The sequence below is a fragment of the Paraprevotella sp. genome (assembly GCF_986071375.1).
In genome coordinates this window covers 19815-43269 of record NZ_CFQRNQ010000007.1, presented here as the reverse complement: position 1 = coordinate 43269, position 23455 = coordinate 19815, and the positions used below count along the sequence as shown (strand labels likewise).

Annotated in this window: 17 protein-coding genes and 1 pseudogene; 14 read left to right on the top strand and 4 right to left on the bottom strand. The window is 49.5% G+C overall.

Going from position 1 to position 23455, the window contains the following annotated elements:
• Nucleotides 1-12: 12 nt before the first annotated feature.
• The gene (locus AC5RDV_RS05360) at nt 13-705 is read right to left on the bottom strand and encodes a fumarate reductase (protein ID WP_040602903.1); all 693 of its coding nucleotides are present in this window, start codon (nt 703-705) and stop codon (nt 13-15) included.
• Between the two features lie 167 nt (nt 706-872).
• Between AC5RDV_RS05360 and mnmG the strand changes: the two genes are divergently transcribed.
• From mnmG to AC5RDV_RS05325, 7 genes and pseudogenes are all read left to right on the top strand, one after another.
• Nucleotides 873-2744: a tRNA uridine-5-carboxymethylaminomethyl(34) synthesis enzyme MnmG gene (mnmG, locus tag AC5RDV_RS05355; RefSeq protein ID WP_282747742.1), complete on the top strand. Its 1872-nt coding sequence runs from the start codon at nt 873-875 to the stop codon at nt 2742-2744.
• Nucleotides 2745-2805: 61 nt separating this feature from the next.
• Nucleotides 2806-3336, top strand: coding sequence for an adenine phosphoribosyltransferase (locus AC5RDV_RS05350; RefSeq protein WP_008619069.1), 531 nt, complete (start codon nt 2806-2808; stop codon nt 3334-3336).
• 69 nt (nt 3337-3405) lie between these two features.
• The gene (uvrC, locus tag AC5RDV_RS05345) at nt 3406-5235 is read left to right on the top strand and encodes an excinuclease ABC subunit UvrC (RefSeq protein WP_282747743.1); all 1830 of its coding nucleotides are present in this window, start codon (nt 3406-3408) and stop codon (nt 5233-5235) included.
• Nucleotides 5236-5286: 51 nt separating this feature from the next.
• Nucleotides 5287-5739, top strand: a complete 453-nt coding sequence (gene dtd / locus AC5RDV_RS05340; RefSeq protein ID WP_008628081.1) for a D-aminoacyl-tRNA deacylase — start codon at nt 5287-5289, stop codon at nt 5737-5739.
• 11 nt (nt 5740-5750) lie between these two features.
• A complete protein-coding gene (locus tag AC5RDV_RS05335; RefSeq protein WP_282747744.1) occupies nt 5751-6074 on the top strand; it encodes a nucleotide pyrophosphohydrolase in 324 nt (107 codons plus the stop codon).
• 3 nt (nt 6075-6077) lie between these two features.
• On the top strand, nt 6078-6992 hold the full coding sequence (gene deoC / locus AC5RDV_RS05330) for a deoxyribose-phosphate aldolase (RefSeq protein WP_282747745.1): 915 nt from the start codon (nt 6078-6080) through the stop codon (nt 6990-6992).
• A 667-nt stretch (nt 6993-7659) separates the two neighbouring features.
• Nucleotides 7660-8313: pseudogene (locus AC5RDV_RS05325) on the top strand (Rpn family recombination-promoting nuclease/putative transposase); the annotation flags it as partial.
• 35 nt (nt 8314-8348) lie between these two features.
• On the opposite strand, the gene AC5RDV_RS05320 reads toward AC5RDV_RS05325, so the two are convergent.
• Nucleotides 8349-9320 (bottom strand): polyprenyl synthetase family protein, encoded by a 972-nt coding sequence (locus AC5RDV_RS05320; protein WP_008628075.1) that lies wholly within the window; start codon nt 9318-9320, stop codon nt 8349-8351.
• A gap of 92 nt (nt 9321-9412) precedes the next feature.
• On the opposite strand from AC5RDV_RS05320, the gene polA reads away from it, so the two are divergent.
• From polA to AC5RDV_RS05285, 7 genes are all read left to right on the top strand, one after another.
• Entirely contained in the window at nt 9413-12184 is a 2772-nt protein-coding gene (polA, locus tag AC5RDV_RS05315; protein ID WP_282747746.1) for a DNA polymerase I, read from the top strand.
• 173 nt (nt 12185-12357) lie between these two features.
• Entirely contained in the window at nt 12358-13461 is a 1104-nt protein-coding gene (ychF, locus tag AC5RDV_RS05310; protein ID WP_282747747.1) for a redox-regulated ATPase YchF, read from the top strand.
• A complete protein-coding gene (lgt, locus tag AC5RDV_RS05305; protein ID WP_282747748.1) occupies nt 13458-14303 on the top strand; it encodes a prolipoprotein diacylglyceryl transferase in 846 nt (281 codons plus the stop codon). The genes ychF and lgt overlap by 4 nt, the downstream gene beginning before the upstream one ends.
• A gap of 55 nt (nt 14304-14358) precedes the next feature.
• On the top strand, nt 14359-14844 hold the full coding sequence (locus AC5RDV_RS05300) for a nuclear receptor-binding factor 2 (protein ID WP_282747749.1): 486 nt from the start codon (nt 14359-14361) through the stop codon (nt 14842-14844).
• Between the two features lie 20 nt (nt 14845-14864).
• Nucleotides 14865-17312 (top strand): DUF3160 domain-containing protein, encoded by a 2448-nt coding sequence (locus AC5RDV_RS05295; protein ID WP_282747750.1) that lies wholly within the window; start codon nt 14865-14867, stop codon nt 17310-17312.
• Nucleotides 17306-18241, top strand: coding sequence for a CapA family protein (locus tag AC5RDV_RS05290; RefSeq protein WP_282747751.1), 936 nt, complete (start codon nt 17306-17308; stop codon nt 18239-18241). The genes AC5RDV_RS05295 and AC5RDV_RS05290 overlap by 7 nt, the downstream gene beginning before the upstream one ends.
• A gap of 47 nt (nt 18242-18288) precedes the next feature.
• On the top strand, nt 18289-19269 hold the full coding sequence (locus tag AC5RDV_RS05285) for a glycoside hydrolase family 43 protein (protein WP_423804213.1): 981 nt from the start codon (nt 18289-18291) through the stop codon (nt 19267-19269).
• A gap of 327 nt (nt 19270-19596) precedes the next feature.
• On the opposite strand, the gene AC5RDV_RS05280 is transcribed toward AC5RDV_RS05285, so the two are convergent.
• Both AC5RDV_RS05280 and mutS read right to left on the bottom strand, forming a co-directional pair.
• Nucleotides 19597-20361 carry an SDR family oxidoreductase gene (locus tag AC5RDV_RS05280; RefSeq protein WP_008628058.1) on the bottom strand — a complete coding sequence of 255 codons (765 nt, stop codon included), beginning with the start codon at nt 20359-20361 and terminating at the stop codon, nt 19597-19599.
• A gap of 4 nt (nt 20362-20365) precedes the next feature.
• Entirely contained in the window at nt 20366-22987 is a 2622-nt protein-coding gene (mutS, locus tag AC5RDV_RS05275; protein ID WP_282747752.1) for a DNA mismatch repair protein MutS, read from the bottom strand.
• Between the last annotated feature and the right edge of the window lie 468 nt (nt 22988-23455).

Sequence of the window (23455 nt, the reverse complement as noted above, 5' to 3'; positions counted from 1 at the left end):
CATTAATTAATATTAGTAGCACACGCTTCCGCTGCAACCGCCGCAGAAAGAGAAATACAATGCCACTACCAAGAACATCAGGATGACGATAGTGGTGTAGATGTTGCCGATGCACTTCCAACGGTTGAACCACACCTTACCGTTCCAACCCAGTGTCTGGATGGCACTCCAGAAGCCGTGCGTCAAATGGAACCACAGGGCAGCAAGCCAGATGATGTACAATACGGTATAAACCGGACAACTGAACGTTTTCACGATGTAACCGTAACCATCCGTTGCGTGCAGGCCGCCCATGTAGGGATCGCCCATCAACTCGGCGAACATCATGTTATACCAGAAATTGTACAGGTGCAGAACCATGCCCAACACAACGATGATGCCCAACACCAACATGTTCTGTGAAGCCCACTCCACCTTGTCAGGCTTGCTCGTCACGTCGTAACGGTTGTTACCGCGCGCCTTACGGTTTTGCATCGTCAGCCAGAAAGCATAGATGATGTGAATAACCACCAAAGCCGCTAATGCCAACGTTGCCGCTACGGCGTACCAGTTGGAGCCCAGAAATTCACAAATCATGTTATAGCCTTCTGCCGAGAACAGAGCCACAACGTTCATCGACGCATGGAACGTCAAGAACAGGACAAGCGCGATACCGGTAACCGACATCACCACTTTCCTACCAATAGATGAATCACATAACCACATAAATGATTGAATTTAAAATATTTAATAAATAATATAAAGGAATTCCTACATCTTCATCCTCCTGATAAGGTTCTGCAAAATTACTCTAAATCCTGAATAACACAAAGAAATAGCCGAATTATATTCCTAAAAATCACTACTTTTGTAACCGTAAAAACAAGTTAAAAATGAAGTTCGACTACGATGTGATAGTGATAGGCGGCGGCCATGCAGGCTGCGAAGCAGCAGCAGCCTCTGCCAACATGGGAGCGCAAACCTGCCTTGTCACCATGGACATGAACAAGATAGGACAAATGAGCTGCAATCCAGCCGTGGGGGGCATTGCCAAAGGACAAATCGTCCGGGAAATAGACGCTTTGGGCGGCTACATGGGTATCGTGACCGACCGCACTGCCATACAATTCCGTATGCTCAACCGTTCGAAAGGACCGGCCATGTGGAGCCCCCGCGCCCAGTGCGACCGTGGAAAATTCATCTGGGCATGGCGGGAAATCCTGGAAAATACACCCAATTTGCATATCTGGCAAGACCAAGTGAAGGAACTCCTCGTAGAGCACGGAGAAGTGACAGGTGTGAAAACCTATTTCGACGTGACGATTCGGGCACGGTGCGTCATCCTGACGGCCGGCACATTCCTGAACGGCTTGATGCACATCGGACACACGCAGTTGCCCGGAGGCCGTGTGGCCGAACCGGCATCATACCATTTGACCGAATCCATCGCCTGCCATGGTATAAACTACGGGCGGATGAAAACAGGGACACCGGTACGCATCGACGGAAGAAGCGTACATTTCGAGGAAATGGAAATACAGGAGGGAGAACACGACTACCATAAATTTTCATTCATGGGGCGCGACCGCCAACTGAAACAACTTCCGTGTTGGACTTGTTTTACCAATCCGGAAGTCCACGAAGTACTGAGAAGCGGCTTACCGGATTCCCCCCTTTACAACGGACAAATCCAAAGCATAGGACCGCGCTACTGCCCGAGCATCGAGACTAAACTGGTCACCTTTCCCGAACGCGGCCAACACCAACTTTTCTTAGAGCCGGAAGGCGAAAGCACGCAAGAATATTATCTAAACGGATTTTCATCGAGCCTGCCACTCCACATCCAAATCGAAGCCTTGAAAAAAATCCCGGCTTTCCGCGATTTGGCCATATACCGTCCGGGCTATGCCATAGAATACGATTATTTTGACCCCACCCAACTGTACCATACGTTGGAATCGAAAATACTGCCGGGCTTGTTCATGGCCGGACAAGTCAACGGGACCACAGGTTACGAAGAAGCAGGCGGGCAAGGCATCGTAGCCGGCATCAACGCCGCCTTGAAATGTTCCGGAGGAGAACCTTTCATCATGCATCGCGACGAATCCTATATCGGCGTACTCATCGACGATTTAGTCACTAAAGGAGTAGACGAGCCTTATCGCATGTTCACGTCGCGGGCAGAATATCGTATCTTGCTTCGCCAGGATGATGCAGACGCACGCCTCACGGAACGTTCTTACCAGATAGGACTGGCTACACATGAACGCTATGACCATTGGCTTTCTAAAAAGGAAGCTGTCGAGCATATCGTAAGTTTCTGCAAAGACTTCTCGTTGAAACCGGCCCTGATCAATCCCGGACTGGAAGCTTTAGGCACGACACCGCTCAAATACGGATGCAAACTTTTCGAATTAATCAACCGTCCGCAAATCACGGTGAAAAACATTGCCGAACATATCACACCGTTAAAGGCTCTGCTCGACACATTGACCGACCGACGGGATGAAATCATCGAAGCTGCCGAAGTATTGATAAAGTATGATGGGTATATTGCCCGCGAAAGAATCATCGCCGACAAGATGCAGCGCTTGGAAAGCATTAAGATAAAAGGCCGCTTCGATTACAAAAGCATGAATTCCCTGTCTACTGAGGCCCGCCAGAAATTAGAGAAAATCAACCCGGAAACATTGGCACAAGCCGGACGCATCCCTGGCGTTTCTCCTAGCGACATCAACGTGCTGCTCGTGCTTTTGGGACGGTAGCCAAAAGCTCTACGTTTCACGTGAAACAAAACTTAAATTATCAACAGATAAAATACTGGTTATGAACAATCCAACATTACTGAAGAATCTGCGAAACATTCCGGACTTCCCTATACCCGGAGTTCAGTTCAAGGACGTAACGACACTCTTCAAAAACGCGAAGTGCATGAAGATCATGCTGAATGAATTGTATGAAATCTATAAGGACAAAGGCATCACAAAGGTGGTCGGCATAGAGTCGCGCGGCTTCGTCCTCGGTGCCGCCCTTGCGGTGAAACTGGGTGCTGGTTTCGTCATGTGCCGGAAACCCGGAAAGCTTCCGGCCGAAACCTTACAGGAAAGTTATATGAAAGAATACGGCAAGGATACGATAGAAATACATAAAGATGCCATTGACGAAAAAGACGTGGTGCTCATTCATGACGATTTGCTTGCCACAGGCGGTTCCATGAAAGCGGCCTACAACTTGGTGAAGAAGTTTAATCCGGCACACGTCTACATCAATTTCATTATCGAACTGACGGGCGAAGGATTGAACGGACGTGAGGTTTTCGACGAAGGCATTGAAATCAGCACCCTCCTACGTGTCTAAAAATTGCTTTTTCAACGGGGACATGCAGCACGCTGTATTGTCCCCTTTCCATATCCAATTCCAAACGCCATGACGACCGAAGAAAAAGAAAAGCTAGACGCTTATTTGAAAGGTATCGTCCTAAACCTGCCGGACAGCCCGGGATGCTACCAATATTTGAACGACGATGGGGAAATCATTTATGTGGGCAAAGCCAAAAACCTGAAACGGCGCGTCTATTCCTATTTCAGCAAAGACCACCAAAGCCGGAAAACAGCCATGTTGGTCAGTAAAATCAGGGATATCAAGTATATAGTAGTAAACAGCGAAGAAGACGCGCTTTTATTGGAAAACAACCTTATCAAACGCTATAAACCGCATTACAACGTGTTGCTGAAGGATGACAAGACCTATCCGTCCATTTGTGTGACCAACGAATACTTTCCCCGCATTTTCAAGACACGGCACATCGTACGCAACGGATCCACATACTTCGGCCCTTACAGCCACATCCCCACGCTGAATGCCTTACTCGAACTCATCAAGAACCTCTATCCGTTGCGCACGTGCCACCTCGCGCTCACACCTGAAAACATCCGTAGCGGAAAGTTCAACGTCTGTCTGGAATACCACATCAAGAACTGCAAAGGCCCCTGCATCGGAGCGCAAAGCCGCGAAGAATACCTCCAATCCATCCAAGAAGCCAAGGAAATCCTGAAAGGAAACACAGCCGAAATCAGCCGGAACATGCTCGCCGAAATGCAAGCGTTGGCGGCAGAAATGCGTTTCGAAGAGGCGCAGACCATCAAAAGGAAGTACAACCTTTTGGAAAGTTACCGGAGCAAGAGCGAAGTGGTGAGCAACGTCCTTCACAACATCGACGTTTTCTCCATTGAGGACGATGAAAACGCAGCTTACATCAACTACTTGCACGTGACGAACGGGAGTATCAACCAGGCCTTCACCTTTGAATATAAAAAACGGATGAACGAATCTCCCGAAGAACTGTTGACACTGGGCATCGCAGAAATGCGGGAACGCTACAAGAGCCGTTCCAAGGAAATCATCACCCCCTTTCCCATCGAAGTGGAAATGGAAGGCGTCACCTTCACCGTCCCGCAAAGGGGAGACAAGAAGAAACTGCTGGAACTCTCCGTACTCAACGTAAAACAATACAAACTGGACAGGCTCAAACAGGCCGAAAAGCTCAATCCGGAACAGAAAAGCGTACGGCTGATGAAAGAAATACAGCAAGCCATGCACCTTGAGAAACTCCCCATGCGCATCGAATGTTTCGACAATTCGAATATCTCGGGGACGGATGCCGTGGCAGCCTGCGTAGTCTTCAAAAAGTGCAAACCCAGCAAACAAGACTACCGCAAATACAACATCAAAACCGTGGTCGGGCCGGACGATTATGCCTCGATGAAAGAGGTGGTACGCCGCCGGTATTCACGCGCCATGGCTGAACAAGGCGAATTGCCCGACCTCATCATCACGGACGGCGGACGGGGACAGATGGAGGTGGTACGCGAAGTGGTAGAAGACGAACTCGGCCTGCGCATACCCATCGCCGGACTGGCTAAAGACGACCGCCACCGCACCAACGAACTGTTGTTCGGCTTCCCGCCGATCGTCATCGGTATGAAGACAGACAGCCCAGTGTTCCGGCTCATGACCCAGATACAGGATGAAGTGCACCGCTTTGCCATCACTTTCCATCGCGACAAACGCAGTAAACACCAAACCGTTTCGGCACTGGACACCATCAAAGGCATCGGCGAGAAGACCAAAACCCAGTTGCTCAAACGGTTTAAAAGCGTGAAACGTATCCGGGAAGCTTCGTTCGACGAACTGGCCGCGGAAATCGGGCAGGCCAAAGCGAAAATAATACAAGAAAACCTGCCTGCTGGAGCATGAGATGCAGGCTTTTTCCGTATCTTTGCAAAGAACCAAACGCACGCTAAACACATGAGAACCGTGATACAACGCGTCAGCCATGCGTCGGTGAGCATCGGCTGTCACTGCAAATCGGCCATACAAGGCGGACTTTTAATCCTGTTAGGTATAGAAGAAGCTGACAATGAAGAGGATATAGATTGGTTGTGCCGTAAGATTACAGGACTTCGCATCTTCGACGACGAAAACGGCGTAATGAACCGGAGCATCCTCGAAACAGGAGGTGACATATTGGTTATCAGTCAATTCACCCTGATGGCTTCGTACAAGAAAGGCAACCGTCCCTCGTATATCCGTGCTGCCGGGCATGCCACGGCTATCCCCCTCTACGAAAGCTTCTGCCGGAAATTGGGCGAAGCGCTTGGCAAACCCGTGCAGACGGGAGAATTCGGAGCGGAAATGAAAGTGGACCTGTTGAACCACGGCCCCGTCACCATCTGCATGGACACTAAAAACAAAGAATAAAAAAGGAAAATATGACTATAGACGAAGCACAGAAACAGGTAGACGAATGGATTAAAACGGTCGGTATACGTTACTTCAGCGAACTGACCAACATGGCTTGCCTGACCGAAGAAGTGGGCGAACTGGCCCGTGTCATGGCCCGCCGCTACGGCGACCAGTCTTTCAAGGAAGGAGAAAGCTGCAACCTGGAAGAAGAGATGGCCGACGTGCTCTGGGTACTGATTTGCCTGGCCAACCAGACGGGCGTGAACCTGACGGAAGCACTCCGCAAAAGCATCGAAAAGAAAACCCGAAGAGACAAAGAACGACATATTAACAATCCCAAATTACATTGAATCATGAGCGAGCACACACATCATCACGAGCCTGAAACCAGCAAGTACGAACAGGCATTGAAGAAGTACGACCTCAACCTCAGCGACGAGGCCGTGAAAGAAGCCGTGGCGAAAATCATCGCCGAAAAAGTGCCGGAAAACGACACTACGGAAGTCAAAAGATTCCTGATGGGCAGTGTGGAACTGACCTCATTGAACACCACGGACAGCGAAGAAAGCATCCTCCGCTTCACGGAACGCGTGAACGCATTCGAGGACACCTACCCCGACCTGCCGCACGTGGCCACCATCTGTGTCTATCCCTGCTTCGCACAAATCGTCAGCCAATCGCTCGAAGTAGAGGGCGTGGAAGTAGCCTGCGTGTCGGGCAGTTTCCCCTCCTCGCAAGCCCTGATTGAAGTCAAAGTGGCCGAAACGGCCCTGGCCATCAAGGACGGCGCCACGGAGATAGACATCGTCATGTCCGTCGGCAAATTCCTGAGCGGCGACTACGAGACGCTCTGCGACGAAATCAGCGAGCTGAAAGCGGCCTGCGGCGACCATAAGATGAAAGTCATCCTCGAAACGGGCTGCCTGAAGACTGCCGCGAACATCAAGAAAGCCTCCCTGTTGGCCATGTATGCCGGAGCGGACTACATCAAAACGTCCACCGGGAAACTCGAACCGGCCGCTACGCCGGAAGCAGCCTATGTCATGTGCCAGGCCATCAAGGAATACTATGACGAAACGGGCATACAGATAGGTTTTAAGCCCGCAGGAGGCATGCACACGGTACATGACGCCCTTGTGTACTACACCATCGTCAAAGAGGTCTTAGGCGAAAAATGGCTTACCAACCAGTGGCTGCGCCTCGGCACAAGCCGGTTGGCCAACCTGCTGTTGGGCGAAGTGACGGGAGAAGAGGTGAAATTCTTCTAATCCCTCCCCTTTTGACAGTTTGACAAAACGACAAACATGTCCCCACGAGAACGGCGCATTTGCATACCGGTGAAGCACACGTCGGTTCTACGCGATTCTCGCGCATCGTGAAAATGACATTCTGACACCCATGCGGATGGTTTGCTGACACCCAAAAGGCAGCACAACGCCACCGTCAGTACAAAACCCAATGCCTGCCACAAAAAAGCCGGAAACGGTGACAAATGTGGCAGGTATTTTTGTATGCTTTTCCGTCCCAAATAAAAGAAAAACCTTTCATTTCCGGAGGCCTTATCCCCCACTCCATCCCGTTCTCACGCCATTTTTCGGAGATTCCCATCCCAATCTGCTGAGAAACATTTTCCGCTTTCAGCCAAACGATTTTTCGTTCGGCTGAAAGAAATCTGGATTTTAGCAGAGAAATGCGCGATAAGAGCAATAATCCTATCTTAAATATTAAAACAAGAACATCTTTTTCCTCTATTTTATCTATCCTTTACCATAGCCCAACATGAAAAAAATAGCAAAATGTCATTGTTTCCAACAAGCACAAAGATATTTATTAAAAAAAACAGCTTTTACCATAATGCAGTAAGAACAAGATAAAAAAATACTTTCTCATTGAATCATTTGACGAAAACTATCTTATGACAGTGAACGACAAAACATGCAACGCGGACAGCAACTGTTCTTCAAGGAAAGGAGCTTGTACTACGCTTCCTTCCCCATACAGCAGCAGGGAAAGCGCGGCGATTGGGATTACCAACTCAAGGCCGTGTACGTCATCGCCATACTGAATTTCGTGTTCGACCACACCCACGACGGGTACTTCCACCACGAAGTGCAGTTGACCGACAGCAAGACCCGGGAGGTGTTCTACGACAAGCTGACGTTCATCTATCTGGAAATGCCCAAGTTCAACAAGAAAGAAGAAGAACTTGACAGTATGTTCGACAAATGGCTCTTCGTGCTACGCAACCTCACGCGGCTGATGGAAAAGCCCGCTACGCTACAGGAACGCGTCTTTACCCGGTTCTTCGAGGCAGCAGAAATCGCGAAGTTCACCGTAGAGGAATACCACCACTACGAAACGAGCCTGAAAGTATACCGCGACTGGAGAAACACCATTGACTTCGCCGTTCAAAAAGCCACAAAGGAAGGAGAACAAAAAGGGATGCAAATAGGGATGCAAAAAGGTATTGAAAAGGGAATGCAAGAAGAAAAGCTAAACATAGCCAGACAGATGAAAGCCAATGGCATACCAACCCATACGATAGCAGCCTGTACAGGATTGGATACGGAAGAAATCAATCGTCTATAATCGGACTGGAGGAAACAAATCATCCTCCCACCCTATTAAGACACTCGTTTCAATACGAAATCCAAGTACAAACGTAAGGCTTCACCTACGGCCTCGTTCCCGTCAGCACCTATCAAACCGACCGCTTGTTCACGAATTTCATCCATCTTACGACGGGCATACTCTATACCGCCCGACTGCTTGGTAAAGTTCACTAAAGCCGAGATTTCTTCTTCTGTGGCCCTGCCCGCACGTACTTTCAACGCCGTCTCATGCCACGTCTCTGCGCCAGGCTGAAGTACGGCATGCACCACCGGAAGAGTAAGCTTACCTTCTTTCATGTCATTTCCCGTAGGTTTACCTACTTCAGCATCATAATAGTCGAAGACATCGTCACGAATCTGAAAGCAGATACCTACGTAAGTGCCGAACTCACCCAAACGAAGGATTTCATTTTCCGATGCTCCTGACAACAAAGCACCGACTTCGGCACATACGGCAAACAAAGAGGCTGTTTTACGCCGAATCACTTCGAAATACTGATTTTCGCTGATTTCATCGGACTTCACGTTAGACAACTGCTGCAATTCCCCATCGGAAAGCGTCTGCCCCAAACGAGCGACCAAATCTACTACCCTCAGGTCACCGGCCATGGCCGCATGCTTCAAAGCCGTAGACAAGAGATAATCGCCCACCAAGACGGCTGCCTTATTATCCAAAAGGGCATTCACAGAGGACTGTCCCCTACGTACGCCACTCTCGTCTACCACATCATCATGCACCAGACTGGCCGTATGCAACATCTCCAAACTCACGGCGGCATGCAATACGGAATCATTGATTTCACCGTACTTTTTTGCAGCCAACAAAGTCAAAATCGGACGCATCAACTTCCCCTTACGGCTCAACACATGCCGCAAGGCTATCATGAGAAGAGGATTCTGGTGCTGCAGAGTAATACCGAAAAGCGACTCGAAATCTTTCATTTCACGCTCCACCGGTTTCCGGATTTGAGTTAATACGTCCATATAATCAGCTGATTTCGGAATACAAAATTACATAAAAATCAAAAGCCACTCATATTTTTTACGTAAATTTACGGAGAAAATCATCATAACGTATGGACAGACTTTTTTTACTCGATGCCTACGCGCTCATTTACAGGGCCTACTACGCATTCATCAAAAGCCCCCGCATCAATTCGAAAGGGCTTAATACATCAGCTATCTTAGGTTTTGTCAACACATTGGAGGAGGTGCTCAACAAAGAGCATCCTTCGCATATCGGTGTGGCTTTTGACCCTGCAGGTCCCACTTTCCGCCACGAAGCCTATCCCGAATATAAGGCACAACGGGAAGAAACACCGGAAGCCATCCGCACCGCCGTACCTATTATAAAAGATATCATACGGGCTTACCGTATCCCCATCCTCGAAGTCGCCGGATTTGAAGCTGACGACGTCATCGGCACTTTGGCCACACAGGCTGCCGCACACGGGAATTTGGAAACTTACATGATGACACCCGACAAAGACTACGGCCAATTAGTCAACGAGAGGGTCAAGATGTACCGTCCGAAATTCGGAGACAAGGATTTTGAAATCATGGGGGTAAAAGAGGTCACCGAAAAATTCGACATCTCTTCTCCGACCCAGGTCATTGATATTCTCGGACTGATGGGAGACTCGTCCGACAATATTCCGGGTTGTCCCGGTGTGGGCGGAAAAACCGCATCCAAACTCGTCAACCAATTCGGCAGCATCGAAAATCTGTTGGAACATACGGACGAACTAAAAGGCAGCATAAAAAACAAAGTGGAAACCCACCGCGACATGATTGCCTTCTCCAAGTTCCTGGCCACCATCAAGACGGACGTGCCCATTACGCTCGACTTGGAAGCACTCACCACAAAAGAGCCGGACGCAGAAGCCTTGCAACGTTTATTCGAAGATTTAGAGTTCCGGACTTTACTGGAACGAAAGTTCTCCAAAAAGCAACCTAGCGTAGAACCGGGCTTTTTCCAAGGCTCTCTCTTTGCAGAATTTGCAGACGAATCCCCGGAAGCAAGCAAATATTCAAATCTCAGCAAGTACAAAAAGGAGGATTTCGACTACCAACTCATTGAAACGAAAGAAGATAGGAGTCGAATCATTGACTTATTCGTTACAAAAGATTTTCTCTGTCTAGACACGGAGACCACCGGAACCGACCCCATCAGTGCCAAATTGGTGGGATTGAGCTTTAGTGTCAAGGAAAATCAGGCTTTTTACGTACCGATTCCGCAAGACCCTGAAGAAGCGCAAAAGATAGTTAATGAATTTAAATCAGTCTATGAAGACGAACGAATACTCAAAATCGGGCAAAACATCAAATATGATTTGATGGTATTACAAAACTACGGCATCACGTTGAAAGGCGAAATCTTCGACACGATGATTGCCCATTATCTTTTGCAACCTGAATTACGTCATGGCATGGACTATCTGGCCGAAGTCTATCTGAACTACCAGACCATCCATATCGAAGAACTTATCGGACCGAAAGGAAAGAACCAGAAGAACATGGCAGACCTTCCTCCGTCGCAAGTATATGAATACGCATGCGAAGATGCCGACATTACCTTGAAACTGAAAAACGTGTTTGAACCGAAGTTAAAGGAGGAAGGATGTTATGACCTGTTCCGCGAAGTAGAAATGCCGCTCATGCCGGTATTGGCTTGGATGGAACGCAACGGAGTGTGCATCGACACCGAAGCGTTGAAGGAAACTTCTACGCTCTACACCAAAGAAATGAACCGTTTGGAAGAAGAGATACACGCCCTGGCCGGTGAACCGTTCAACATAGCCTCTCCCAAACAGGTAGGCGAAGTCTTGTTTGAAAAACTGAAAATAAGCGAAAAGCCCAAGAAAACCAAAACAGGACAATATGTCACCTCGGAAGAAGTATTGGAAACATTACGCACACGCCATCCCATAGTGGAAAAAATCCTGGAACACCGAGGACTGAAAAAACTGTTAGGCACATACATCGATGCCTTGCCTAAGCTTATCAATCCCGAAACCGGACATATCCACACCTCCTTCAATCAAACCATTACCACGACCGGACGGTTGAGCAGCAGTAACCCGAACCTGCAAAACATCCCTGTACGCAACGAGGAAGGCAAAGAAATCCGTAAGGCTTTTATCCCGGAACCAGGTTGTGAATTCTTCTCGGCCGACTACTCCCAAATCGAACTGCGTATCATGGCTCACTTGAGTGGCGACCCACACATGATAGAGGCTTTCCGCGAAGGGCACGACATCCATGCCGCTACCGCCGCAAAGGTTTACAAAAAACCTTTGGAAGAAGTTACCCGCGAAGAACGAAGCAAGGCCAAAACAGCCAATTTCGGCATCATATACGGTATCACCGTATTCGGATTGGCCGAACGGATGAACGTAAGCCGTGCGGAAGCCAAAGAATTGATTGACGGCTATTTCACCACGTATCCCAAAGTGAAGGAATACATGAAGAAGAGCATTGAAACAGCGCGTGAAAAGGGATATACCGAAACCATTTACCATCGTAAATGCTATCTGCGCGACATCAACAGCCACAACGCAGTGGTGCGCGGTTATGCCGAACGCAACGCCATCAATGCCCCGATACAGGGCAGCGCGGCAGACATCATCAAAATTGCCATGATAGCCATTTACCGCCGCTTCCAGAAAGAGCACATACGTTCTAAAATGATTTTACAAGTACACGACGAATTGAACTTCAGCGTCTATCCGGAAGAAAAAGAACGCGTGCAGCAAATCGTCATCGAAGAAATGGAACGCGCCTACACCATGCAAGTCCCGCTCGAAGCCGATTACGGTTGGGGAAAGAACTGGTTGGAAGCACATTGATACTCCGGAAAACGTTATCGGAAAGTTCCAAAACCGTCCGCTCCAAAACGGGAAACCACCGCGCAGAGAATGGAAAATCACTTGGCGCAGAACGAAAAAGATTTCCCACATACCGGATTTATTCTTAATTTTGCACCTAATTAATAAGGTAATTGATAAAAACGAAATAAACTATGGCTTTAAAAGCAGGTATAGTAGGTTTGCCCAACGTGGGCAAGTCTACCCTTTTCAACTGTCTGTCGAGCGCCAAGGCACAGGCTGCAAACTTTCCGTTCTGCACCATCGACGCACAAATGGGACAAATCACCGTACCGGACGAACGTCTGAACAAACTGGCGGAATTGGTCCACCCCGGGCGCATCGTTCCGGCCACCTGTGACATCGTGGACATTGCCGGACTGGTAAAAGGAGCCAGTAAGGGAGAAGGCTTAGGCAACCAGTTCCTCGGTAATATCCGTGAGACCGATGCCATCATCCACGTATTGCGTTGTTTCGACAACGACAACATCGTGCACGTGGACGGGTCGGTAGATCCCGTACGCGACAAGGAAATCATCGACACGGAACTACAGCTCAAAGACTTGGAAACCATCGAAAACCGCATCAAACGCGTGGAAAAAGTGGCCAAAGTGGGCGGTGACAAACAAGCCAAAATAGAGTATGACGTGCTATTGCAATACAAAGAGGCTTTGGAACAAGGCAAATCGGCCCGTACCGTCACCTTTGAAAACGAGGACGAACAGCAAGCAGCCAAAAACCTCTTCCTGCTCACAGCCAAACCGGTGCTCTACGTCTGCAACGTGGACGACACCTCTGCCGCTCACGGTAATCCATACGTGGATACCGTACGCGAAGCCATCAAGGACGAAAATGCCGAACTGCTCATCATCTCCGCCCAAACGGAGGCCGACATTGCCGAACTGGAAAGCTACGAGGAAAAACAGATGTTCCTGGAAGACATGGGGCTGAAGGAATCGGGATGCGACCGACTCATCAAAGCCATCTACCACTTGCTGAACTTGCAGACGTTCATCACAGCCGGAGAGATGGAAGTGAAAGCCTGGACCTTCCGCAAGGGATGGAAAGCCCCGCAGTGTGCCGGCGTCATCCACACGGACTTTGAAAAAGGCTTTATCCGCGCGGAAGTCATCAAATACGAAGACTACATCCGTTACGGTTCGGAAGCAGCCGTGCGCGAAGCCGGCAAGATGGGAGTGGAAGGAAAAGACTATGTGGTGCAGGACGGTGACATCATGCACTTCCGTTTCAACGTATGACCGCCATGGACAGCCTGTTATTTATCACGTGGAATCCCGACCTGTTCGCTTTCCACCTCGGTTCATTCGGTGTGCGTTGGTATTCGCTGTGTTGGTGCTTTGCCCTGTTGGCAGCCTACGTATTGGTGCAACGCCTGTACCGCAGGCAGCACATCGCCGACAAACTGTTCGACCCGTTGTTTTTCTATTGTTTCGTGGGCATCCTCGTAGGTGCCCGTCTGGGGCACTGCCTGTTCTACGAACCGGACTATTTCCTTGCCCACCCCTTGGAAATGATTCTACCTATGCAACAGACGGCCAACGGTTGGGTGTTCACCGGTTACGCCGGACTAGCCAGCCACGGCGGCACGATAGGACTGATGCTCGCCCTATGGCTTTACGTCAGGAAAACGAAACTGAACATCATGCGCGTGTTGGACAACATCGCCATCGCTACTCCGGCCAGTGCCATGTTTATCCGTTTGGGCAACCTGATGAACTCGGAAATCATCGGCAAGCCAACCGATGTGCCTTGGGCATTCGTTTTCGAGCGCGTCGACATGCTGCCACGCCATCCCGGCCAACTCTATGAAGCCATCTGCTATTTCGTATTTCTCATCGTCGGATACGTACTTTATCATAAATATCCGCAGAAAGTCGGCACGGGATTCTTTTTCGGTTTCTGCCTGACTACCATCTTCACGGCCCGTTTCTTCATCGAATATACCAAAGAGGTACAGGAAGCCTGGGAAGCCTCCATGCTCATCAATATGGGCCAAATACTGAGTATACCCTTCATTCTTTTGGGAATCTATTGCATGGCGGGCGGCAAATTCTGTAAAAAGCTAGCCGAAAAGCATTAATCCGTCAGAACGAATGCCTACCCTTTCCTCAGGAATAAAAGTCACTGCATTCTGCATGGCATATGGGCTGACAGCCTCATGTGGTCAGGAAACCAAGTCGTTCACCTACGAATGTAAGGACGGGCAAAAAGGAGTGATACGCATGGAGCGTATCCACGACAGCCTGTACATCCTGCATCACCTCATAGACGGGGTAGGGCAATCTTCATGGGAACTGCCCTACCCCGTCTACTGTTTCGATTGCGGTGACCTGACCGGTGACAGTTGTCCCGAAATAGCTGTAGGGGTCATCAAGGCCACGCGCTATAGCCCTACCCGGGACAAACGCCTGTTTCTTTTCAAACTCTACCGAAGACGGCTGATACGTCCGTTATGGTTAGGCTCCAGAATGCCCCACCCTCTTGAAGACTTCCGCCTCGTAGGCGATTCAGTCCCCATGCGGATATGTACTTCCGAACGCAAACCCGACGGCACGCCGTGCAGGGCGTTATACCGTTTGGGAAACTTCGGGCCAGTATTCGAACGTTACCTCCAAGAATAAAACCTTAAAAACGAAATATCATGAAACGCTTTATTTTCCCCATTATTAGCCTCTTTGGCCTCATGGCCTTCCTGTGCATCGCTTGCAAGTCCCCGGCTAAAAAGCCAACAAAAGAAAAAGATGTGCAATCCGAAGAAAATGTGGGCTTCGACATTCCGCCCGTCCATCTGTTGACGGACAGCCTGCTCCCACAATATGTAGATTACAAGCAAGACATCAGCCATTTGAGTTACGAGGAACTGCGCATCCTCAGAAGTTATCCCTACGCCCTCCATGGCTATTGGTTCATGGAAGCCGACCTGAACAGCTTTTTCATCAACAAGACGGATTGGTATTTCAAACTCTGCGACACCCTATACTATGAATACGAATATGCGGTAAATTCGCGCCCATACGCCGACACGTATGACAAGGTCAAGCTCACCCCTACCGAAAAGGCTTTCATCGAAAGAATAGACCGGCGAATGGAAGAACTCGCCACACAGAAATACGTCACCGTTGATGGCTACAAGTTGCTCAACCCGTCGCTTTGCATCAACCTGTTCCAGATAGACCGTCCGGAACCAAAATTTATGGAAATGTTGAGCCGGTATAATTTCGTCATCGCCCCGACGGATTACGAGCAACTTTTCAATGTCTACGAAAGCAACGATTATCACCAAATGCCCAATTTCATCACTACCGACCTTTACCTGCAAGCCTTCCACATGTACTTCAGTTACGTGCTCAAAAGCCTGGAGAAAAACCATTTTACACCAACCCTTCGACGTGTCCTGCATGCCCTATACACCGAAAGCCTGAACTTGAGCCGCCAAAAAGCCATACAGGACGAAGCGGAATACGCCGCCACGTTCTTCGCCATAGCATATCAACTGCTCACCGGCAGCCATCTGCCCGTACCCCACGCTTACCAAGAAGCCTACAAAGACGAACTGCGGCACATCGCAGCTTGCGAAGACGGCTCTTCGGCCTTCCTTGGTTATACAGACATCATATTCCCGTACAGCCTGTTCAAACCGCGAGGACACTACAACCGTGACGAATCTACCCAAAGGTATTTCTGCACCATGATGTGGTTGCAATCTGCCGCTTTCTGCCGGGAAAAAACAGAAGCTCTGTGGCGCACCATCATCATGGCCGCAGCTTTCAACCGAATGGCCGACAATACACGAAAAGCCTGCCTCGGCATGTACGATGCCCTCACGTTCCTGATGGGAGAACCGGACAACGCCTCCATCATCGAAATAGCCGACTTCTTGGACAAACACAACCTCACAGCATCCGTTGCGGAAAAGGACGAAAACGTGGCCGCCCACGTGAACAGCCTGCTCACGGAAGTTTTCAAGACCCGTAACCGTATCACGCCCAAGATACAACTGAGTTGCAACGAAAAAATCAACTTCATGCCCCAACGTTACATGGCCGACAACGAAATATTAGGAACCATGGCTGATGCCACTCCCGGAAGCAACCGGGCCTATCCCAAGGGACTCGACGTGTTTGCCGCCTTCGGCGTGGAAAGCGCAGCCGCCCTGCTCGATACATGCTACCATGAGGACAAGAACTGGAAAGACTTCCGGAAAACAGCCGATAAAATGAAAGAGAAATTCAACCAAAAGGTAGACTGGAACCGCACGATGTACGATAAATGGATAGAATCTCTCATTGTCCTGCAACGCCCCGGGAAAAACTACCCCGGTTTCATGTGTACACCGGCTTGGAAATGCAAGAACTTACAGACGGCACTGGCCTCTTGGAGCGAGTTGAAACACGATGCCTTGCTCTACGGAGAACACCCTTTGGCTGCTGAATGCGGAGGAGCCGGGCTCCCCAACCCCATCGTTGTAGGATATGTAGAACCTAACTTGCCGTTTTGGAGGAAGCTGAAAGAACTACTCGTTCTGAACCGGAAAATATTGGAGAAAACGGGATTTGCCGACCAAGATCTCATGGAAAAGACAAGCACGCTGGAAGAAAAAGTAGACTTTTGCATCCACACGGCCGAAAAGGAACTGCGTAGAGAAACACTCACAGAAGAAGAATACGAAACCATACGCGTGATGGGCAGTTCGATAGAATGGTTCACACTCAGTGTCATCGAGCCAGGAGAACCCTACGATTCTTGGAACCACTTGAAAGGTACGGAACGTTCCGTGGCACTCGTTTCGGACGTGTACACCCGCAACATATCCGGATGCCCGAAAAACGGTATCCTTTACGAAGCCACGGGAAACGCCAATACCATCTATGTACTGCTCGACATCGGCGGACAAACTTATATCACCTGCGGAGCCATATTCGGTTACTATGAATTTACCCGCCCCTTGGGTGAGCGGCTCACCGACGAGGCTTGGCAACAGATGTTAAAAGAAGGCAAGACACCGCCTGCTCCAGAATGGATACGTCCTTACTTTCTGGACCGTCAACCCGAAGCCAACGAATGGATTTTTTACAGCACGGGATGTTAAGGTGGATATCGGGCATATTATGTGTCTTGTGCCTCTTCCCGGCCTGCCGCCGCACACAGGAAGAAGCCTCACTGGACATTCTGTTCACAGGCGACGTGCTGTTGGACCGCGGCATACGGCCTATGGCCGAACGGCGAGGTACGGCATGGCTTTTCAACAACGTAACCCCGGTTTTCCGCCAAGCCGATGCCGTGGTCATCAACCTGGAATGCCCACTGACCACCCGTACCACTCCTCTCAACAAACGGTTCATCTTCAGGGGAGAACCCGAATGGGCAAAAGACCTCCGGCAAGTCGGCATCACTCACGCCGCCATGGCCAACAACCATACCAATGACCAAGGGCGGCAAGGATTGGCTGACACCTACCAAGCCCTTCATACATCCGGCATTACCCCTTTGGGCTACGGATATTCCATGGAAGAGCAACTCACCCCCACCGTCATCCGGAAAAAGGGAATCAAGGTGGCCGTCTTCAATGCCGTACTCTTCCCTCTTGAAAACTGGCAGTACGCAGAGGGTCAGCCGGATGTATGCCGTCCCTCCATCGACCGACTTACAAGCCGAATCCGACAATACAAGGCAGAGCATCCTTCGTCGTTCATCGTGGCCGTACTGCACTGGGGCACAGAATTCCAACCCCATCCCCACGTACAGCAACGTCATTACGCCCATAAACTGATGCAAGCCGGGACGGATGCCATCATAGGACACCATCCACACGTCGTGCAACTCATGGAATACATCAACTCCCGCCCCGTATTCTACAGCCTCGGCAACTTCGTGTTCGACCAAAGCCACCCCGACTGCCGGAAAGCCGTGATGGCTCTCCTGCGCTTCAAGGCTTCCGGAGTGCAAGCAAAGGCCATTCCTATAGAAATCCGGCAATGCAAGCCTCAAATCATCCGGAAACAGCATGAAAACCGATAAAAAACACTATCTTTGTCCACAAAGAAAACCCATTAACCCTTTTCATCATGAAAAAGCTATTGACTTCTTTAGTGTGCCTGCTTGCCGTATGCAGCGGCATGTGCCAATCCCGTGCCAAAAACCATGTGCCCTTGGACTCCATCGTCCTGAGCGACCCTTGCATCCTGCCCGACCGTGCCACCATGACTTATTACATGACCGGCACAGGCGGTAAATTATGGAAAAGCAAAGACCTGCGGTATTGGGACGGCCCTTATACCGTGGCGGAAACCGACCCGGCTTCCTGGATGGGGCCGGAACCGATGATTTGGGCGGCCGAGCTGCATCCATACAAAGACAAGTACTATTACTTTGCCACGTTCACCAACCCGGAAGTGAAGATAGGTATTTTCCGAGGCAACGAAATCGAACGCCGTGCCTGCCATGTGTTGGTAAGCGACAAGGCCGAAGGGCCTTACCGCCCCATGGAAGACAAGACTTACCTGCCTGCCGAAAAACCTACGCTCGACGGTACGCTATGGGTGGACACCGACGGTAAACCCTACATGGTCTACTGTTACGAATGGCTGCAAACATGGGACGGCACAATAGAAAAAATAGAACTGAAACCAGACTTAAGCGGCAGCATGGGCGAAGGCCAATTGCTGTTCCGCGCCAGCGACTCCCCCTGGAGCCGCGAAGTCATCGATGGTGATACGGTGGCCAGCAAAGTGACCGACGGTCCTTACCTTTTCCGCACGCAGACCGGACGGTTGGGCATGATATGGACCAGTTGGATTTACGATGTTTATACCCAAGGAGTAGCCTATTCGGAAAGCGGCACATTGGACGGCCCGTGGGTGCAGGAAGAACAGCCCATCACCCCGCCCAACTTCGGCCATGGCATGTTGTTCCGCACGTTCGACGGCCAGTTGCTCATGTCCGTCCACAGCCACAAGGACATCAACGGACACTACCATCGCGTGCCACACCTCTTCAAGGTGGACGATTCCGGCGACAAGATTGTCGTGAAGGAAGAATATCGGTAAACCTAAAACTTTCATTTTCTCAGACAAAAATCAATCTCCGCAGAACGGAAAATCAATCTCAGCCGAACGATTTTTCATTCTAAGCCAAATGATTTTTCATTCTGCGGAAGAATTTTTCATGTACACAAAACCTTGTAATACATTCATTTATGTATTATCTGAATAACATACAGCTATCAAAATACGGAAAAGTGACAGATATATCAATACTCAGATAATAAAAAAAACGCCGCATACCCCCAAAAAAGGAAGTATACGGCGATATCTTATATGATTGCGTCCGGAATGTACAAACCGAGAAAGGCTAACGAACGGTACTTTATCACCTTATTTCTTGCGGTAAGCTATCGTGCCCGTGGCCTGGTTGGTGGGCATGACCAACACTTCGGCTATCTGGATATGCTCGGGCAAGGAAGCGGCGAAGTAAACCACCTCGGCCACATCGTCGCCCGTGAGCGGACGAAGCCCTTCATACACGTTGTCGGCCGCAGCCTTATCGCCACGGAAACGCACCACGGAGAAGTTCGTCTCCACCAATCCGGGCTTGACGTTCGTCACACGTACGGGAGTATCCACCAAATCTATACGCAAACCGTCCGACAGGGCCTTCACCGCCGCCTTGCAGGCACAGTACACGCTCCCGCCGGGATAAGCATAGTCTCCGGCAATGGACCCCATGTTGATGACGTGCCCCCTGCCCCGCTCCACCATGCCGGGCACCACGAGGCGCGTCATGGCCAAAAGGGCTTTCACGTCGGTGTCTATCACCACGTCCCACTCATTGAGGCTTCCTTCGTGTTCCTTATCCACCCCGATGACCAGACCGGCGTTGTTCACCAACACGTCTATGGCCTTCCACTCTTCGGGAAGAGAATCCAAGGCAGCACGGGCAGCGGCACGGTCGCGCACATCGAACGGCAACAGCCATACTTCGGCCCCATACTTCTCCTCCAATTCCGCCTTCACGGCATTCAGTTTCTCCACGTTACGGCCGTTCAGAACCAACCGATGCCCGTTCATGGCGAACTTGCGGGCGCATCCCTCTCCTATTCCCGAGGAAGCGCCGGTTATCAATACAGTTTTCTTTTCCATTGTCCTATTTTCCTGTTACGATACGTTTAATGTCATTCAATTTGTTCAGAGCCTCCACAGGCGTCAGGTTATTGATGTCGAGATGCAATATCTCGTCCCGGATTTGACACAGCACCGGGTCGTCCAGTTGGAAGAAGCTAAGCTGCACACCGTTGTCCGCCTGCATGACCTGCTTTGCCCCACGGCTGTTTTTCATCACATCCTTGCTGTTGGCAGATTCCAGTTCCTTCAATATGGTATTCGCCCGCGACACGATGCTCTTCGGCATGCCTGCCAACTTGGCCACGTGGATACCGAAGGAGTGCTCGCTTCCACCCCGTTCCAACTTACGCAGAAAGATGACTTTCTGATCCACTTCGCGCACCGACACGTTATAGTTCTTCACGCGGGGATACAACTTCTCCATCTCGTTCAGCTCGTGGTAATGCGTGGCGAAGAGTGTCCTTGCCTTCCCTTTTTTATTTTCATGGATGTATTCCACGATAGCCCACGCGATGCTGATACCGTCGTACGTGGACGTGCCACGCCCCAATTCGTCGAAAAGCACCAAGCTACGCGAGGATATGTTATTCAGGATATTGGCCGCCTCGTTCATTTCCACCATGAACGTACTCTCGCCCATGGAAATATTGTCGCTTGCCCCCACGCGGGTGAATATCTTGTCCACCAATCCGATATGGGCAGATTCGGCCGGAACGAAGCAACCTATCTGGGCCATAAGCGTAATCAAGGCCGTCTGGCGCAACAGAGCTGACTTACCGGCCATATTCGGACCCGTAATGATAATGATTTGTTGTTTCTCCGTGTCCAGATAGACATCGTTGGCAATATATTGCTCCCCTACCGGCAACTCCTTTTCAATCACCGGATGACGCCCTTGCTTGATGTCCAACACATCGTCATCTTGAATCACCGGACGGATATAACGGTTGTCTTGTGCCACTTGGGCAAAAGACAGCAGGCAGTCCAACCGTGCCAACAAATTGGCATTAATCTGGATGGCCGGCGTGAATTCGGCCAAGGCCAACACCAGTTCATTATACAACTTCGTTTCGAGCACAAAGATTTTATCCTGTGCGCCCATAATCTTTTCTTCGTATTCCTTAAGTTCCTGGGTAATGTAACGCTCGGCATTCACCAACGTCTGCTTGCGTATCCAATCGGCAGGCACTTTGTTCTTATGGGTATTCCGCACTTCCAGATAATACCCGAAGACATTGTTATAAGAAATCTTCAGGCTCGGGATTCCGGTGAGTTCCGTTTCTCTTTGCTGTATCTTCAGCAGATAATCCTTACCTTCAAAGGCGATATGGCGAAGCTCGTCCAATTCACGGTCTACTCCTTCGGCTATCACTCCCCCCTTGTTGACCAACAAAGGCGGGTCGTTCTGTATTTCGCGGGCTATGCGGTCGCGGATGGAAGCACAGAGGTTCAACTGTTCCCCTATCCTCTTCAAAGTCTCGTCCGAAGCATGCTCGCAAGCTATCTTAATCGGTTCGATGGCTTGTAAGGCCACTTTCAGTTGCACCACATCGCGTGGCGACACCCGTCCTACGGAAACTTTGGAAATGATGCGTTCCAAATCGCCCATCAGATGCAACTGGTCGCTAACCAGTTCCTTAAACTCCGGTTCGCGGAAAAAGTAATCCACCACATCCAAACGCTCGTTGACCGGCTTCTCGTCTTTCAACGGAAACAATATCCAACGGCGCATCAAGCGGGCACCCATCGGGGTAATCGTACGGTCTATCACGCCCAACAGCGAATTACCACCGTCTACCATGGAATTCAACAATTCCAGATTGCGCACGGTGAATTTATCCAAACGGACGTAACGCTCCTCTTCGATGCGCGAAATGGACGTGATATGCCCGATCTGGCTGTGTTGGGTCATCTCTAAATATTGCAGGATAACACCCGATGCCACGATGCCGCATTTCAAATGGTCGATGCCGAAGCCTTTCAGATTTTTCACTTCGAAATGCTTCAGCAGCTTTTCCGTGGCCGAACGTTCGGAAAAGACCCAGTCATCCAACTCGAACGTAAAAAACTTTGTTCCGAAATTACCCTCAAACAGATTCCGTTTTCCCCGCTCGAAAAGCACTTCTTTCGGCGAAAAATTCCCCAAGAGTTTGTCTACATATTCAGCCGTACCCTCTGCCGTGAGAAACTCTCCCGTGCTGATATCCAAAAAGGCTACGCCACAAACATTCTTATTGAAATGCACAGCGGCAAGGAAATTGTTTTCCTTGTAACTCAATACATTGTCATTCATTGAAACTCCGGGAGTCACCAATTCCGTAATTCCACGCTTCACCAATGTCTTGGTCAGCTTAGGGTCTTCCAACTGGTCGCAAATGGCCACACGCCGCCCTGCCCGGATGAGTTTAGGCAAATACGTATCCAAAGCATGGTAAGGAAATCCGGCCATTTCCACAGGCTCTCCATTCCTTCCGCCATTACTACGTTTTGTCAAGGTAATACCCAATATTTCAGAAGCAACGACGGCATCTTCACAATAAGTTTCATAGAAATCCCCACAGCGGAACAACATAATCGCATCGGGGTGTTTTGCTTTCAAATCATAAAATTGCTTCATCATCGGGGTCAACCCTTCTTTTGCCATAATCGCTAACTTTTTAGAATGAACCACAAAAATACGATTATTTTTTTTGATTTGAAATGGATTATTCTGTTTTTCTACAAGATACGAAAAACGGGACAACCCTCAAATCACAAGAGGAAAGCCCCGACAAACAAATCTTTAATCTCTCAAAATTTTTCTCATAAACACTCAACGAACTATTCGTTTGCTTTTCCTATTAAACCACTGCCTCACGCAGTCCTATGCTCAACATTATACTGTAACAATCTTTTTTACCTCAATCTAATACCTAACCTATCTACATCTCACGATGCTTTCAATATCGTCTCTTGTTTTAAGACAATGCAAAGTTACGCGATATTCCTGAAAGCCGCATGCTTTCGGACGTAATATTCCCATTATGCCTCTTTTTCTTGATTTACGTCAAGGAATATCCTGAAAAAATTCGCTGCGACATGTAAAATCCGTATATTTGTTTCCACGAAAATA